General features: G+C 66.1%; 16 protein-coding genes. 9 read left to right on the plus strand and 7 right to left on the minus strand.

Annotated elements, in window-relative coordinates; all coding sequences use genetic code 11:
- Positions 1-5 precede the first annotated feature (5 nt).
- Positions 6-431, minus strand: a complete 426-nt coding sequence (locus tag G6R19_RS02825) for a DUF1761 domain-containing protein (protein ID WP_163162073.1) — start codon at positions 429-431, stop codon at positions 6-8.
- Between the two features lie 10 nt (positions 432-441).
- The gene (locus G6R19_RS02830; protein ID WP_240341738.1) at positions 442-975 is read right to left on the minus strand and encodes an Lrp/AsnC family transcriptional regulator; all 534 of its coding nucleotides are present in this window, start codon (positions 973-975) and stop codon (positions 442-444) included.
- Positions 976-1143: 168 nt separating this feature from the next.
- Here G6R19_RS02830 and G6R19_RS02835 point away from each other — a divergent pair, with 168 nt between their 5' ends.
- Entirely contained in the window at positions 1144-2385 is a 1242-nt protein-coding gene (locus tag G6R19_RS02835) for an MFS transporter (RefSeq protein WP_163162077.1), read from the plus strand.
- A 15-nt stretch (positions 2386-2400) separates the two neighbouring features.
- On the opposite strand, the gene G6R19_RS02840 is transcribed toward G6R19_RS02835, so the two are convergent.
- Both G6R19_RS02840 and G6R19_RS02845 read right to left on the minus strand, forming a co-directional pair.
- A complete protein-coding gene (locus G6R19_RS02840; RefSeq protein ID WP_163162079.1) occupies positions 2401-2904 on the minus strand; it encodes an Lrp/AsnC family transcriptional regulator in 504 nt (167 codons plus the stop codon).
- 53 nt (positions 2905-2957) lie between these two features.
- On the minus strand, positions 2958-4205 hold the full coding sequence (locus tag G6R19_RS02845) for an MFS transporter (protein ID WP_163162081.1): 1248 nt from the start codon (positions 4203-4205) through the stop codon (positions 2958-2960).
- Between the two features lie 111 nt (positions 4206-4316).
- Here G6R19_RS02845 and G6R19_RS02850 point away from each other — a divergent pair, with 111 nt between their 5' ends.
- Together G6R19_RS02850 and G6R19_RS02855 are read left to right on the plus strand one after the other, a co-directional pair.
- On the plus strand, positions 4317-5336 hold the full coding sequence (locus G6R19_RS02850) for a LysR family transcriptional regulator (RefSeq protein WP_163162083.1): 1020 nt from the start codon (positions 4317-4319) through the stop codon (positions 5334-5336).
- Between the two features lie 16 nt (positions 5337-5352).
- Positions 5353-6300 carry a BadF/BadG/BcrA/BcrD ATPase family protein gene (locus tag G6R19_RS02855; RefSeq protein WP_163162085.1) on the plus strand — a complete coding sequence of 316 codons (948 nt, stop codon included), beginning with the start codon at positions 5353-5355 and terminating at the stop codon, positions 6298-6300.
- Positions 6301-6339: 39 nt separating this feature from the next.
- Here G6R19_RS02855 and G6R19_RS02860 read toward each other — a convergent pair whose 3' ends face one another.
- Positions 6340-7353: a pirin family protein gene (locus tag G6R19_RS02860; RefSeq protein ID WP_163162087.1), complete on the minus strand. Its 1014-nt coding sequence runs from the start codon at positions 7351-7353 to the stop codon at positions 6340-6342.
- 235 nt (positions 7354-7588) lie between these two features.
- Between G6R19_RS02860 and G6R19_RS02865 the strand changes: the two genes are divergently transcribed.
- The 6 genes from G6R19_RS02865 (at position 7589) to G6R19_RS02890 (ending at position 13394) form a co-directional block, all read left to right on the plus strand.
- Positions 7589-8686: an ATP-binding cassette domain-containing protein gene (locus tag G6R19_RS02865; protein WP_163162089.1), complete on the plus strand. Its 1098-nt coding sequence runs from the start codon at positions 7589-7591 to the stop codon at positions 8684-8686.
- Positions 8686-9402 (plus strand): ABC transporter permease, encoded by a 717-nt coding sequence (locus G6R19_RS02870; protein ID WP_163162091.1) that lies wholly within the window; start codon positions 8686-8688, stop codon positions 9400-9402. Before G6R19_RS02865 ends, G6R19_RS02870 begins: the two co-directional genes overlap by 1 nt.
- Positions 9399-10145 (plus strand): ABC transporter permease, encoded by a 747-nt coding sequence (locus tag G6R19_RS02875; RefSeq protein ID WP_163162093.1) that lies wholly within the window; start codon positions 9399-9401, stop codon positions 10143-10145. Before G6R19_RS02870 ends, G6R19_RS02875 begins: the two co-directional genes overlap by 4 nt.
- Positions 10142-11104 carry an ABC transporter substrate-binding protein gene (locus G6R19_RS02880; RefSeq protein WP_163162095.1) on the plus strand — a complete coding sequence of 321 codons (963 nt, stop codon included), beginning with the start codon at positions 10142-10144 and terminating at the stop codon, positions 11102-11104. The genes G6R19_RS02875 and G6R19_RS02880 overlap by 4 nt, the downstream gene beginning before the upstream one ends.
- A 162-nt stretch (positions 11105-11266) precedes the next feature.
- On the plus strand, positions 11267-12487 hold the full coding sequence (locus G6R19_RS02885) for a pyridoxal phosphate-dependent aminotransferase (RefSeq protein ID WP_163162096.1): 1221 nt from the start codon (positions 11267-11269) through the stop codon (positions 12485-12487).
- Between the two features lie 52 nt (positions 12488-12539).
- Positions 12540-13394, plus strand: a complete 855-nt coding sequence (locus G6R19_RS02890) for a PPK2 family polyphosphate kinase (RefSeq protein WP_163162098.1) — start codon at positions 12540-12542, stop codon at positions 13392-13394.
- Between the two features lie 4 nt (positions 13395-13398).
- Here G6R19_RS02890 and G6R19_RS02895 read toward each other — a convergent pair whose 3' ends face one another.
- Positions 13399-13617 carry an exodeoxyribonuclease VII small subunit gene (locus G6R19_RS02895; protein WP_163162100.1) on the minus strand — a complete coding sequence of 73 codons (219 nt, stop codon included), beginning with the start codon at positions 13615-13617 and terminating at the stop codon, positions 13399-13401.
- Entirely contained in the window at positions 13610-14950 is a 1341-nt protein-coding gene (gene xseA, locus G6R19_RS02900) for an exodeoxyribonuclease VII large subunit (RefSeq protein ID WP_163162102.1), read from the minus strand. The genes G6R19_RS02895 and xseA overlap by 8 nt, the downstream gene beginning before the upstream one ends.
- Between the last annotated feature and the right edge of the window lie 92 nt (positions 14951-15042).

The raw sequence follows: 15042 nt of genomic DNA on the forward strand, positions 1-15042 counted from the left end.
GGTCATCAGGACATCGCCCCGATGATGGCACCTGACACTGTCATGGCCAGCAGGTCGTGGCCGGAATCGATAAGGGTGACGGCGGCAGGCTGGCCCGCGAAGCCGTTGTGGATTACGTGGCCGCCGGCACGGAAGACCAGCGCCAGAACCAAAGCGAACCAGCCGCCCGCCAGGGCAGTGTCCAGCCCGAGCTTGCTGATCAAAACTGCCAGCAGGATGGCCGTCAAGGCCGCCGCCACCATCATGGGCACCCAGATTCCGGCACCGCCACTGATGTTCTTGAGATCGTCCTCGGTTTTTCCGATCGCGGCCATCCACCGGTTGCCCAGGACGGCAGGCATGTACCAGACAAAGCCGATGGCCATGGTGGCGATGAAGGCAAGCAGCACGGCCAGCCAGTTGATCTGTGAAACGTACGAGAGCCAATCCATTCTGAAAATCCTAGCTGTCCGTCTCCACCCCGGCCGCCCGGGAGGGTTTCGCCGGGCCGTGTTGCCCGGCCCCGGCAGCTTTGGCCAGGCCACTGATGAGTGGCTCCGTCCGGTAAGGGATATGTGTGTGCAGCGCCAGGACGGTTTCAGTCCGGATAACCCCTTTAATCCTTAGGACCTGCCGCAGGGCTGCCTGGAGGTTGTGGGTGTCGGTGGCCACCACCCGGCACCAGACGTCACCGCGTCCGGAGATCTCGTGGACCTCCAGGACCTGCGGAATGAGCCTAAGTCCCCCTACCACCCCGTCCAGTTCGCGGTGCGACACCTCAATGGTCACGAACGCCACCACGTCGTAGCCCACAGCCTCCAGGTCCACCTCGCGGCCCCCGGACCGCAAAACCCCGGCCCGGAGCAGGCGCCGGACCCGCGACTGGGCCGTATTGCGGGCAACCCCCAGCGAATCGCTGAGCTCACCGATCTGGATCCTGGGGTCCCGGATGAGCTCCAGGAGGATCTTCAGGTCAACGGGGTCCAGGTTGTTCAAATGATCACTCTCCATCACTTCGGCATCAGAATATTGATGATGATGCTCAATTGTGGCACCACTTTCCGCCCGAAAGAGCAGAAATGCTGCACTCTGGACCTATCACTTATACATCCGCGCCGGGCTCCCACAAGGACCACCTGCCGCGGCAGCAGCAGAGGCGGCACAATGACGGTCTTCAGCGAACTCCGCATGCGTCCGGCTCCAGCCACAACGGCCGGGTGGGACGCGTCGGTTACTGCCCGGCTGGTGCTGGCGGGCGCCGTCATTTTCACGCTGTTGGTTGGTGCCAACCTTGCTACGCCCCTGTACCCCCTCCTGCAGGCGGAACTCGGGCTGTCCCCGCTGGATGTAACCGCCGCGTTCACGAGCTACGTGCTGGCGCTTGTGGCCACGCTGATGCTGGCGGGGCACTGGTCGGACCATATCGGGCGGAGGGCGGCCCTCATCCTCGCCGTTGTTGCCGGTCTCGGCGGCGGCTGGCTATTTGCCGAGGCACACACGCTGGGTGCGCTGTGCGCCGGGCGCGCGCTCCAGGGAGTTGCGGTCGCCCTCGCCACAGGGGCCAGCGCCGCTGCCCTGCGTGAACTGCTGCCCTCACGCCCCGAGTGGGCCTCCCGCTTTACGCTACTGGCTTCAGCGGGGGGAGTGGCCGCCGGCCCGGTGATCGGCGGGCTGCTGTCCCTGCTTCCCGGGGCTACGTCGACCCCGTACTACGTCCATGCTGCCGTCCTCGCCGCGCTGCTGGTCCCGCTGTACCTCCTGCGGGCACGCCCCGCCATCCAGCCGCCCGCAGGCCCCAAGCCGCTGCAGTTGCTCGCACCCCGCCGTCCTTCCGTGACGCGGGCGGCAAGGGGCGCATTCTGGCTGGCAGCCGGCGTCGGCTTCCTCAGCTTCGCAGTGTTTGGTTTCTGCCTCTCGTTGGCCCCTGGCTACTTCGCCCGGATCCTGGCCGTGGACAGCCGACCCCTGATCGGCGTGCTGGCCGGCCTGACCCTCGCGGCATCGGCGCTGACCCAGTTGGTGACCCTTCGGGGCCGCTTCGTTGTCCCGTGCGGGCTGGCGGTCCTGGGCATCTCGGTACTCCTGCTGGGCGGGGCAGGAGTGTGGAACAGCCCGGTGCTGCTGGTGGTTGCAAGCGCTGCCGCCGGTGTGGGGCAGGGCCTCGCCTTCCGCACCGTTTTCAATGATGTTGCCGCCCGGGTGGAGCCAATCCGCCAGGCCCAGACCATCAGCACGGTGTACGTCATCACCTACCTTGGCAGCGCTGTCCCGGTGCTGGGGCTCGGCTGGGCCGCCGGCGTGTTCGGCCTGGCGCCTTCGGTGGCCGGATTCGTGGTGCTGTGTGGCTCCGCAGCGCTCATTTTGGCTGCCGTCACACTCCGTCAGGCTATTCGCACACGGGGCTAGCGGCCGCAGGTCCGGTTACTCCGGGAGTGGCCCGTGGTTGCCCTGGATGTGCTCGAACACCAACGTGGTTTCCGTGTGGCCCACCACAGGATCGGTGGCCAGGTTGTCCAGCACCCAGTCCCGCAGGTCCTCGGTGGTGGCAACGGCAATGTGCAGCAGGTAATCCACCGAGCCCGAGGTATGGAACGTGGACAGCACTGCCGGGAGACGTGGGACGCGCGCCGTAAAGCGGTCGATCTGGTCCCGGTCGTGCGCCCTCAGCCGCACAGCGACCAGGGCCTGGACCGACCTGCCGATGGATGACAGGTTGAGCTTCGCCTCAAAGCCCTGCACGATCCCCCGCTCCGTGAGCGCACGGGTCCGCATCAGGGCTGTGGAGGGGGCGATGCCCACCAGCTCGGCAAGCTGCTTGTTCGAGATCCTTGCGTCCTCCACCAAAGCGGCAAGAAGGCGTTCGTCGATGGCATCAAGGGGCTCCAGATGCACTCCCGGCCTGACGTTCCTGGCATTGGTGCTCACGGCGGCTCCTCACAAAGTTCCTGCGTTTATCCTAGACGCCCGCGGGCCCGCGTTCAGGCTGCGGCGGTGCCCGCTGCCTTCGGATGGACGACGGCGACAGTCACCGCAGTGAGGCAGGCGAGGATCATGACGGCGGCGGCCAGGGCGTTCCAGCCATAGGACTGGAAGAGCAGCCCGCCGGCCCAGCCGATGAGGCTTGATCCCAGATAGTAGGCGAGGTTGTAGAGCGAGGCGGCCTGGGCACGTCCGGTGCTGGCAATCGCACCCGTCCAGCCTGCGCCGATACTGTGCGCGGCAAAGAAGCCGCCCGTGAAAATGACCAGCCCCGCGAGGATCAGCACAAGTGACGGGGTCAGCGTGAGGGCGAGGCCCGCCGTCGAGAGGGCCAGCCCGGCGAGCAGTACGTTGCGGCGCCCGAAACGCATCGTCAGCCCTGCTGCCCAGCGGGAGGAGAAGGTCCCCGAAAGGTAGGCAAGGAAAATCAGGCTGATCACGGTGGTGGGCAGGCCAAAGGGCTCGCCGGAGAGCCGGAACCCGAGGTAGTTGTAGACGGCCACGAAGCCGCCCATCATCAGGAAAGCCTGGATGTAGAGGGCGAGCAGCCGGACGTTGCGCAGGTGGCCGTCAAGGGTACGGGCGGCTCCGCGGAGCCCGGGAGCCTTGGCGGCGGTGAATCCCCGCGCCCGCGGCACCAGGACCAGGAAGGCGACCGCGGCCAGCGTCGCCAGCACGGAAACGGCCAGGGCTGCGGCACGCCACCCCCACAACTCCCCGGCAGGTCCGGCCACCAGGCGGCCGGCCAAGCCGCCAAGCGTGGTGCCTGCTACGTAGCTTCCCGCTGCCACTGCGGCATGGGCCTTGGTAACCTCCTCGTTGAGGTAGGCGATTGCAATGGCCGGGATCCCGCCAAGCGCCATCCCTTCGAGGAGCCGCAGCCCCAGCAGCATGGCGAAGCTGGTGGACAGGGGCACCAGCAGCCCCAGCACTGTTGCCACGGAGATTCCCCACATCATGGCCTTGACCCTGCCTATCCTGTCGGCAAGGAAGGACCACGGGATCACCGTGACGGCCAGTCCTACCGTAGCCAGCGAGATGGTCAGCGCGGCCTCTGCGGCAGTGACGTGCAAGTCAGAGGCAAGGATCGGCAGGACGGCCTGGGTGGAATACAGCTGGGCAAAAGTCGCCACCCCGGCAAAGGCCAGGCCGGCAATGATCCGGCCGTATGCCGTGGAGCCTTTCGCGTGTCCTTCCCAGCCCGGCAGGGACGTTTGGTGCCCGGGGTGCTGCTGGCTGTGTGGCATGTGGCAAGCGTAGACCCGGCCCAATACCTGCTTCCAATGCATCTTTTGTGCCAGACTCATATCAAATCGGGAACAATGCCCCCTTCGCAGCCTTGGAACCAGGAAGGACCTATGGAGCCCGACCACAAGCAGCTGGCGCAGCTTCTTCCGCTCCTGCCGCTGCTCGCTGAACTTGGCCGGACCGAACATGTCACCGAAACCGCCGAACTCCTCGGAGTACCCCAGTCCACGGTGAGCAGGGCACTGGCGCGGGCCAGCGCCGTCGTCGGTACCGAACTCTTGGTCAGGGACGGCAGGGGAGTGCGCCTCACCCCGGCTGCCCGGTCCCTGCTGCCCTACATCGAGCGGGCACTGACGGAGTTCCAGGCCGGGCTGGACCTGGTCCGCAACGAATCCGATGTTGTCCGCGGCAAAATCTCCGTCTCGTTCCAGCACACCTTTGGCGAGTCCACGCTCCCGCTCCTCATCAGCGCGTTCCGCAGCCGCCACCCGGGCGCCGTGTTTACGCTGAGCCAGGGAGCGCGCGACTCCTGCCTCGCCGAGCTGGCGGCCGGCGGGTCCGACCTGGCGCTGACCGCGCCGGTGGCACCTCCCGGTAAGAGCCTTCTGTCCGCCCCGCTCTACCGGGAACCCCTGCGCCTGGTGGTCCACCACACCCATGCGCTTGCGGGCAGGGCTGTGGCGTCCGTGGCGGACATCCGCTCCGAACCGTTTGTGGCACTCGGCCCCGGTTACGGCATGCGCTCGCTGACCGATGCCCTGTTCCGTGAGGCCGGATACCGTCCCCGCATCGCCTTCGAAAGCCAGGACTCCCATACCGTCCGGGGCCTCGTTTCGGCCGGACTCGGCGTCAGCATCCTGCCACCCGGCGGGGATGACCCCGGCCGGAACGTCAGTGCGGAAACAGGCAACCTGGGCTGGGTGGAAGTGCCCCTCGACTCGGCTTTGGCCTTCCGTGAGGTCGGCCTGAGCTGGCGGCAGCGTAAAGCTGAGGTTGAACCGGCTGCCGTCCGGCTGTTCCGGGACATGGTCCTCACCGACGGACCGGAGCTCCTGGCCGGGCTGGTGGAACGGCGGTCCCGGCTGGTCAACACCCGTGACCAGGGACCCGAAACTTCAATGGTCCTGTGACCAGTACCCTTGTGACGTGACGAACACCGAGAATCCATCTGCCCTGCCCGCCCAGACGCTTAACCCCCCGTCGAATCCGCCCGGTGGCGTCATCATTGGCCTGGACATCGGCGGGACGAAAACGCACGGCATCCGGTTTGAAAACGGGATCCCGGTGGCCGATGAGTCTGCTGGGAGTTCGAACGTCCAAAACGTCACCCGTGACGAGGCTGCCCGCAACCTGGCCAGCCTCTTTGGCAGGATCGGCGGGGGAACGGTGTCCCATGTTTACGCCGGATCCGGCGGCATCGATACCGAAGAGGACGCCGCAGCCCTTGCCGGGCTGATCGAACCGCACGTTCCCGACGCCCACATCACGGTGGTGCATGATTCCCGGTTGCTTCTCGCTGCAGGCCACGCCGGGACAGGCGTGGCGGTGATCGCCGGCACAGGTTCGGCAGCCTGGGGCAGGAACGCCGACGGCGCCGAGGCCAGGGCGGGAGGCTGGGGTTACCTGCTGGGCGACGAAGGCAGCGGTTATTGGCTGGGACGGGAGGCTGTGCGGTACAGCCTGCGGCGGATGAACCAGGGCCTTCCAGTGGACCAGCTGAGTGCGGCCCTGCTGGCGTCCTGCGGAGTGGACCATCCGAACCGCCTCATTGCGCAGTTCCATTCCCCGGACACCGGCCGCCGTTTCTGGGCGCAGCAGGCCCGGCACGTGGTGGAGGCGGCAGCAGCGGGCCACCCGGCAAGCCAGGAACTGCTGGAGCAGGCGGGCCAGGACCTTGCCGGGCTGGCCCTGCAGGTGCTGCACCAGCTGGAGATCCCCGGGCCGGTCATCCTGGGCGGCGGGCTGGGCATGAACGTGGTGCCCCTCCAGGACTCCTTCCGCCGGCACCTTGCGGAAGCCGGGGTGACAGATGTCCGGGTCCTGGACCAGGAACCCGTTTTCGGTGTGCTGCAGCTGCTGGCAGAACAGGCCTGACGCGGAGCGTGAGCAGGGCGCCCTCGCCGGGCCGGGTTCCTACACGGACCGCTTCCGCGGAGTAAGCCGTACGGCCGGCAGCGGGGGAGCGGGGATGCGCCCGGCCTCCGGGCCGGCGTCAGGACCGTGCCCGCGGACCAGGCCGTAGCGGGCTGCTGCCATCCCGCCGTCGGGAAGGGCCGCCTGCGCTTCCCAGGCATCCCGGGCCTGCTCGACTTCATCGTGCGTACGTCCCACGAAGTTCCACCACATCAGCAGCTCCTCCTGGAAGGGCTCACCGCCGATCAGGAGGAAACGCGTACCGGGCTTCGCCTGGACCTGAAGTTCCCGCCGGCCGATGCCAAGGTAGCCCAGCGGCCCGGGAGAAAGTTCCTGCCCGTCCAGCGTCAGCCCGCCGTCGAGCACCAGGATGCCGTGTTCGAAGTGCTCGTTGAGGGGGAGTACGGCACTGCCTTCGCAGGAAACATCCGCTCCCACAATCGGGGAATACATCGTTGCCGGCGAGACCGCACTGCCGAGTTCGCCCACCATCACGGTGGCGGTAAAACCTTCGCCGGCCGCTGTGGGAAGGTCACGATGCTGCTCGAACGCCGGCTGCCGGTGCCGTTCCCCATCCGGAAGGGCCACCCAGAGCTGAAGGCCGCGCTGCAGGGGCAGTTCGCCCCCGGGTGGAAGCACTGCGAACTCAGAATGGGAAACCCCGTGCCCCGCCGTCATGATGTTCAGCTCGCCGGGCCGCACCACCACGTCGCTGCCCACACTGTCCCGGTGCCGGATGGTCCCGGCCAGCGGCCAGGTCACCGTTTGCAGCCCGATATGCGGGTGCGGAAGCACGGACATCGCAGTCCGGTCCGGGCCGAAGCTGTCCAGGAAGCACCAGGCGCCGATGGTCGGGAGCCCGCGCTGAGGCAGCGTCCGCTGGACATTCATGGCACGCACCCCGCCCAGCGGTACTTCACGTTCAGGCCATAGCTGCAGGCAGGGGCCCGAGCTCCCTTCCGGCTTCGCCGGCGGGCAAACTTCCTGTTGCGGGGAAACTTCCAAGTTGGTCACCTCCCCACTTTAGGCCCGGATACCACCCCGCGGTATGTCCGTCCCCGCCCCCGGCCCAACCCCTACCCATCCGGCCGGGAACCGGCACCGAATGATTACAGTTAGGGATTCCTTTGCCGGAATTGGGGTGTGCTGCAGGTGTTGCCGCGTCCGGTTTGGGCTACCGTAACTATCAGCGTGCTGTGACAATTTCGCGTTGCTTTCCGAAGCCGTCCAACAGAACAGGTAAGTCCGCATGGACCAGGCCATGATCGAGTTTCAGAGCGTCACCAAGCAGTACCAGGGCGGGCAGCCGGCCGTGGACCAGCTCACCATGTCCATCAGCCCAGGTTCCATCACCGTCTTTGTGGGGCCCTCCGGCTGCGGGAAGACCACGTCGCTGCGCATGATCAACCGCATGGTCGAGCCCACCTCAGGCGTCATCACGGTAGCGGGCAAGGACGTCACCACCGTCCCGGCGCCGGAACTCCGCCGTTCCATGGGGTATGTGATGCAGTCCTCCGGACTTTTGCCGCACCGCTCGGTGCTGGACAACATCGCCACCGTGCCCAGGCTCAACGGCGTCTCCAAGTCCGACGCCAGGAAACGCGCCCAGGAACTGCTCGACGTCGTCGGCCTGGCCCCTTCCCTGGGGAAGCGCTACCCGTCGCAGCTCTCCGGCGGCCAGCAACAGCGCGTGGGCGTAGCCCGGGCCCTCGCCGCAGACCCGCCTGTCCTCCTGATGGATGAACCGTTCAGCGCCGTGGATCCCGTGGTCCGTGACGAGCTTCAGCAGGAACTCCTCAGGCTCCAGAAGGACTTGGCCAAAACCATCGTCTTTGTTACCCACGACATCGACGAGGCCACAACATTGGGCGACAAAGTGGCCGTCTTTGCCACCGGCGGCAAGCTCGCGCAGTATGCCACTCCGGAGGAGATCCTGAGGGCGCCCGCGAACGACTTCGTGGCCTCCTTCGTGGGGCGCGACCGCGGATTCCGCCACCTGGGATTTACGGCGTCCGACGGCGTCACCGTCCACCAGGTGCCGACGGTGGTCCGCGGTCCGGGCGGCAGCCTGGAGTCCAATCCCGCCGCCGGCTGGCAGCTCGTGGTGGATGCCGACGGGCATCCGCTCGGCTGGACCGGCCCCGGAACCGGTGCCGGACTGATTCCCGGCGGATCACTCTTCCGTCCCGGCGAGAGCCTGCGCCGTGCCCTTGATGCCGCCTTGTCCTCGCCGTCCGGCCTCGGCGTTGCCGTGGATTCGGACGGCCGGGTGCTCGGCGTCGTAAGGGGTGGCGAAGTCCTGGCCCTCATCGAAGAGGCCCGCCAGGTACGGCAGGCTGCGCTCTGATGCAGTGGTTCCTGGCCAACAGCGGCATGGTCCTGGAACGGGCCGGCCAGCACATGGTCCTTGCGCTGGTGCCCATGGTGCTGGGACTGGTGGTGGCCATCCCGCTGGCCCAGCTGGCGCGGCAGCATCCCGTGCTTCGCTCGGTGGTGCTCACGGCGTCGTCGCTGCTCTACACCATTCCCTCGCTGGCACTGTTCATCATTCTGCCAACGATCCTGGGGACCAGGATCCTCGATCCACTCAATGTGGTGGTGGCCCTGACCATTTACGCGGTCGCCCTGCTGGTGCGGGCTGCTCTTGATGCCTTCGACTCAGTGGACGGGGACGTCAGCCAGGCCGCCGTCGCCATGGGGTACAAGCCGCTCGCCCGCTTCGTGCACGTGGACCTCCCGTTGTCCCTGCCCGTGCTCTTCGCCGGCCTGAGGGTTGTTTCCGTGAGCAATATTTCGCTTGTCAGCGTGGCCGCCCTGCTCGGAGTCGGCAACCTGGGCATGCTCTTCACCTCGGGTCTGCAGCGGGGCTTTGTGACGGAAATAGTGGTGGGCATCGTTGCCATCCTCGTCCTCGCACTGCTGATGGACGCCATTCTGGTCATCCTTGAGCGGCTGCTGACACCGTGGGAGCGGGCCGGCCAGCGGGGCAACCATGGGCGGGCCGGCACAGACAGGACTGATCCCGGCCGGCTGAGCCTTGCGCCAGCGGGAGGATCGACATGAGCAACGTCTTCTCCGATACCTTCGCCTGGCTGGCCGACCCACGGCACTGGACCGGGAGCGCCGGTATTCCCGCACGATTGGGCGAGCACCTGCAGTACACGGGGCTCGTGATGCTGATCGCCACCGCAATCGCCGTCCCCGTCGGCCTCTACGTCGGCCACACGGGACGGGGGAGAGTGGCCATCGTGGCCCTTGCCGGTGCCCTGCGCGCCCTGCCCACACTCGGCCTGCTGACACTGTTTGTCCTGCTCGCCGGAATTGGCCTGATGCCTCCCGTCTGGGCGCTGGTGATCCTCACCGTGCCGCCCCTGCTGGCCGGTACCTATGCGGGCATCTCCAGCGTGGACCGCAACGTGGTGGACGCCGCCCGCGCCATGGGAATGACCGAACTTCAGGTCCTGTTCCGGGCGGAGCTGCCCAACGCCCTGACGGTGATGTTCGGCGGCTTCCGGACCGGTGTGCTCCAGGTGATCGCCACCGTATCAGTGGTGGCCTACATCAACCTGGGTGGCCTGGGCCGGTACCTGTTCGACGGGCTGGTCCTCAGCGACTTCCCGCAAATGCTGGGAGGATCGCTGCTGATCGCCGCGCTGGCCATCGGCGTCGATCTTGTCCTCGCCCTCATCCAGAGGCTGTTCCTGTCATCAGGGGCCTCGAAGCAGTCCCACCGCGGCCAGCAGGCTGCGGTCGATCTCACCGTCCCCGTTGTTGCGGAGACTGTGGCACAAGGAGGTAAGTCATGAAAGAAAGCCGACCACAAGGTTTTGGCAGGCGGGCGTTCGGCGGCGTGGCCGCTGGAATTGGCCTGGCCATGGCGCTGTCCGCCTGCGGCGGATCGTCAGATCCGCTGAGCAACGCCCCGGCAACCAGCGGCACGGCGTCGGGGGGCGCCACGTCGCTGGTGATCGGTTCGGCGGACTTCCCGGAGAGCCAGATCATCGCTGAGCTGTATGCAGGGGCGCTCACGGCGGCCGGCGTCACCGCCACCACCAAACCGAACATTGGCTCCCGCGAGGTGTACTTCAAGGCTGTCCAGGACGGCTCGGTGGACGTGGTTCCGGACTACACCGGAAACCTGCTGCTGCATGTGGACAAGGAAGCCACAGAGGAATCGGCGGAAGACATCGCCAAGGCCCTGCCGGAGAAGCTGCCCGACGGCCTTGCGGTTGCGGAAGCTTCCAAGGCCGAAAACAAGGACGCCATGGTGGTCACCAAGGCAACCGCGGAGAAGTACCAGCTGAAGTCCATCGAGGACCTGGCCAAGGTCTGCAGCGAGATTGTGGTGGGAGCCCCGGCCACCTTTGCTGAGCGCGCCTACGGGCTGCCGGGCCTGAAGAGCAACTACAACTGCGAGCCCAAGAAGCTGGAGCCCTTTAGCGACGGCGGCGGTCCGGTGACGCTCAAGGCCCTGCTTGAAGACCAGGTGCAGGTGGCGGACATCTACACCACCACCCCGTCCATCACGGACAACGACCTTGTGGTCCTGGAGGACCCGAAGAACAACTTCATTGCCCAGCAGGTCATCCCGCTGTACAACGAAGCAAAGATGACGGACAAGGCGAAGGAAGCGCTCAACTCTGTCTCCAGGATCCTCACTACCGAGGACCTGATCAACCTCAACCGTGCTGTCAGCGGCGACCAGAAGCAGGGTGCCAAGGAAGCGGCCGAGGCCTGGCTCAAGGACAAGGGCATCGTCAAGTAGGAGCCTGCTTACCTGCTGTGCCAGTACGACGGCGGCTGCCGGACTTATCCACGTCCGGCAGCCGCCGTCGTGGTGCCAAGGGCATTTCCTGCCGGCTGCGCCCGACACCGGTGTGGCTGATGTCTCAGCGGAAGCGCATCCCTCCTGTGGCATATTTAGTGGATGGCAGAATTCAAGCAGTCCACGAAGCTCAACAACGTCCTTTACGACATCCGTGGACCAATCCTCCAGGCCGCCCAGCAGATGGAGGCGGAGGGGCACCGGATCCTCAAGCTGAACATCGGAAACCCGGCCCCGTTTGGATTCGAAGCGCCGGACGCCATCCTGGTGGACATGATCCGCCACCTGCCGCACGCCCAGGGCTACAGCGATTCCCGCGGCATATTCTCCGCACGTACCGCCGTCTCGCAGTATTACCAGACCCGCGGGATCCAGAACATCCACGTGGATGACATTTACCTGGGCAACGGGGTGAGCGAACTCATCACCATGTCCTTGATGGCCCTGCTCAATGATGGCGACGAAGTCCTGATCCCTACTCCTGACTACCCCTTGTGGACCGCATCCGTGGCACTCGCCAGCGGGAAGCCGGTCCATTACCTCTGCGACGAGGAATCCGGCTGGCAGCCTGACCTCGAGGACATGGAAGCCAAAATCACGCCGCGGACCAAGGGCATCGTGGTCATCAACCCGAACAACCCCACCGGCGCCGTCTACCCCGACGAGACGCTGAAGAAGATTGTGGCGCTTGCCGAGAAGCACGGACTGGTGATTTTCGCTGACGAAATTTACGAGAAGATCCTGTACGAGGACGCAGTCCATGTGAACCTCGCCAAGCTCACTGGCGACCACGTCCTGTGCCTTACCTTCAGCGGCTTGTCCAAGGCTTACCGGGTGTGCGGCTACCGCGCAGGCTGGATGGCCATCTCCGGTCCCAAGAAGGACGCAGCCGATTACCTTGAGGGCATCAGCCTCCTTGCCAACATGCGCCTCTGCGCCAACGTTCCTGCCCAGCACGCAATCCAGACGGCGCTCGGCGGCTACCAGAGCATCAACGACCTGATCCTGCCGGGCGGGCGACTCCTGGAGCAGCGGAACAAGGCCTACGACATGCTGAACGCCATCCCCGGCGTGAGCACCCAGCAGGCACGCGGCGCCCTGTACCTCTTTCCCCGGCTGGACCCCGAGGTCTACCACATCCGGGATGACGAGAAATTTGTCCTGGACCTCCTCCGGGAGCAGAAGATCCTGGTTTCCCATGGCCGCGCCTTCAACTGGGTACGCCCGGACCACTTCCGCATGGTCACCCTGCCCAACGTCAAGGACATCGAAGAGGCTGTCGGGCGGATGGGGGACTTCCTAAGCAGGTATCAGGGGAACTAGCCTGTGGACACGGGCGATTCGGTCCCGTGAACCTTCGCGGAAAGGATTCCCAATGGCCGGCGTCGTCCAGTTCGATCAGCACCCCTCCGAGACCCTTCGGGCGGGGGAGGGGTTCTCACTGGCAAACGTTGATCCCGACTCCACCCCCGGCTACAGCGGCAGCAAGGTAGACGGAAAGGCCCTCCTGGCGGACCTGGACGACGAGCTGGGCGAGCTGCAGGAAAAGCTGTTTGCCGAGTCGCGGTTCGGAGGCCGGAAGCGGATCCTGCTGATCCTGCAGGCAATGGACACCGCGGGCAAGGGCGGCATTGTCAACCACGTCATGGCAGCCATGGACCCGCAGGGGGTCCAGTTCAAGGCGTTCAAAGCCCCGACGGACGAAGAAAAGTCCTACGACTTCCTATGGCGCATCGAGAAGGAAGTACCGGCCGCGGGAATGGTGGGCGTTTTCGACCGGTCCCACTACGAGGATGTGCTGATCCACCGCGTCCACGGCTGGACCAGCCCCGACGAGATCAAGCGACGTTATGGGGCGATCAACGAGTTCGAGGCGCGCCTGCGGGACTCCGGGACGAAAGTCGTCAAGGTGATGCTCCACATCAGCGGCGAGGAGCAGAAGGCCCGGCTGCTGGCCCGGCTGGATGACCCCGCCAAGCACTGGAAGTACAGCCGGGGCGACCTCGATGAGCGGGCGTTCTGGGAGGACTATATGGATGCGTACCAGGCGGCCATCGATGTAACGAGCACCCCGGACGCGCCCTGGCACGTGGTTCCGGCCAACAAGAAGTGGTACGCCAGGATCGCCGTGCAGCAGCTGTTGCTGGGAGCTCTGGCCGGACTGAACCTTGAGTGGCCCAAGGCCGAGTTTGACGTCCCCACCGAGCGGGAGCTGATCCTCCGTTCCTGACGCTTTACAGCGGCTGGTCGCGGGCAGCGGCCAGCCGCTTCCTGGCGCCTTCCAGCCATTCCTCGCACCGTGCAGCCAAGGCCTCGCCACGTTCCCACAGTGCCAGCGATTCCTCCAGGCTGGCTCCTCCGGCCTCCAGCCTGCCCACCACCGCGATGAGCTGCTCGCGGGCTTCCTCATAGCTCAGTGCTGCGACGTCGTTTCCTGGCTTTTGCTCAGTCATTGCGTTCTCCGGTTTCCGATATGTGCTGTTCAAGCCTGCCCGTGGACGTGGCGCCGAAGCGGCCTTCCGCAACCCGGACCGAGAGCGGTGTTCCCGCCGGCGCCTCCGCCGGGCGGCGCACCACGGCGTGCCCCGAGTTGGCGGAGCGTGCAGCCAGTGCATCGACGAGTTCGACGACGGCGTACCCCCGGTCGAGCGTCTTCTGCGGGGACAGCGCGCGTACCTGGGCCTTCAGGTGCTCCAGCTGGTCGGCAGCCCGCACCACCGTGGAGCTCACCGCCGCGGAGGACCGTCGGAGCAGCCGCTCAATCTCCTCGGAGCGGTTGGTCACCATGCCTTCGGGGGCAGCCATCACGGGCCTTGAGTGAAGGGATGCCAGGCGGTCCGATTCCCTGTCCACGAGGCGCTCCATGCACCGGCGCAACTGCTCCCGGGCCTGGCGGACCCCTGCCAGTTCTTCGGAGACTTCCGGCACGATGCGCTTGGCGGCATCTGTGGGAGTGGAGGCGCGCAGGTCGGCAACGTCATCCAGCAGGGGCCTGTCCGCCTCGTGGCCGATGGCACTCACCACGGGAGTGGAGGCCACTGCCACAGCCCGGATCAGTTCCTCGCTGTTGAAGGGCAGGAGATCTTCCAGGGCACCCCCGCCGCGGGCGATGACAATAACGTCCACCTCCGGCATGGCGTCCAGGTCCCGCAACGCGCGCACCACCTGGGAGACAGCCGTATTTCCCTGGACGGCAACCTCCCGGATTTCGAACTCCACCGCGGGCCAGCGGAGGGCGGCATTACGGAGGATGTCCTTTTTGGCATCGGAATCGCGGCCGGTGATGAGGCCTATGCGATGCGGCAACAGGGGCAGCGGCTTCTTGCGGGAGTCGGCAAAAAGGCCTTCGGCGGCGAGGGCCTGGCGGAGCCGCTCGATCCGGGCAAGGAGGTCGCCCAGGCCCACCGGCCTGATGTCCCTGACCAGCATGTTCAGCCGGCCCGTTTTAATCCAGAACTCCGGCTTCAGCAGGGCCACCACCCGGGAACCGCGTTCCAGCGGAATGTTCTGGCGCTCGAGCACTTTGGTCCACACCGAGGCCGGCAGCGATACTTCCGCGTCAACGTCCCGCAAGGTGAGGTACGCGTTGCTGCCGCGGCGGTTCAGTTCGATGACCTGGCCTTCGACCCAGGCCGACGGCGTGCGGTCGATGTGGGCTTTCAGCTTCTGCGAGAGGAGCTGCAGCGGCCAGGGGTTGTCCGGGGTGGTCTCGGCGGCCGTCGCCGGGAGGGTGGTGGGTGCAGCCAGTTGCTGGCCGGGGACCGGGAGTGAGGCCTGTTCAGACATGCGAAGTCCCTTGCGGGGCTGGAGCTGAGGGCATGGGGTCCTTCGTCTGTTGTGCGGCGGTCATTCAACCTTATCCATAAGCTGTAGCATCC

Origin of the sequence: Arthrobacter sp. Alg241-R88, from assembly GCF_900537115.1 — a bacterium.
Taxonomy (GTDB): domain Bacteria; phylum Actinomycetota; class Actinomycetes; order Actinomycetales; family Micrococcaceae; genus Arthrobacter.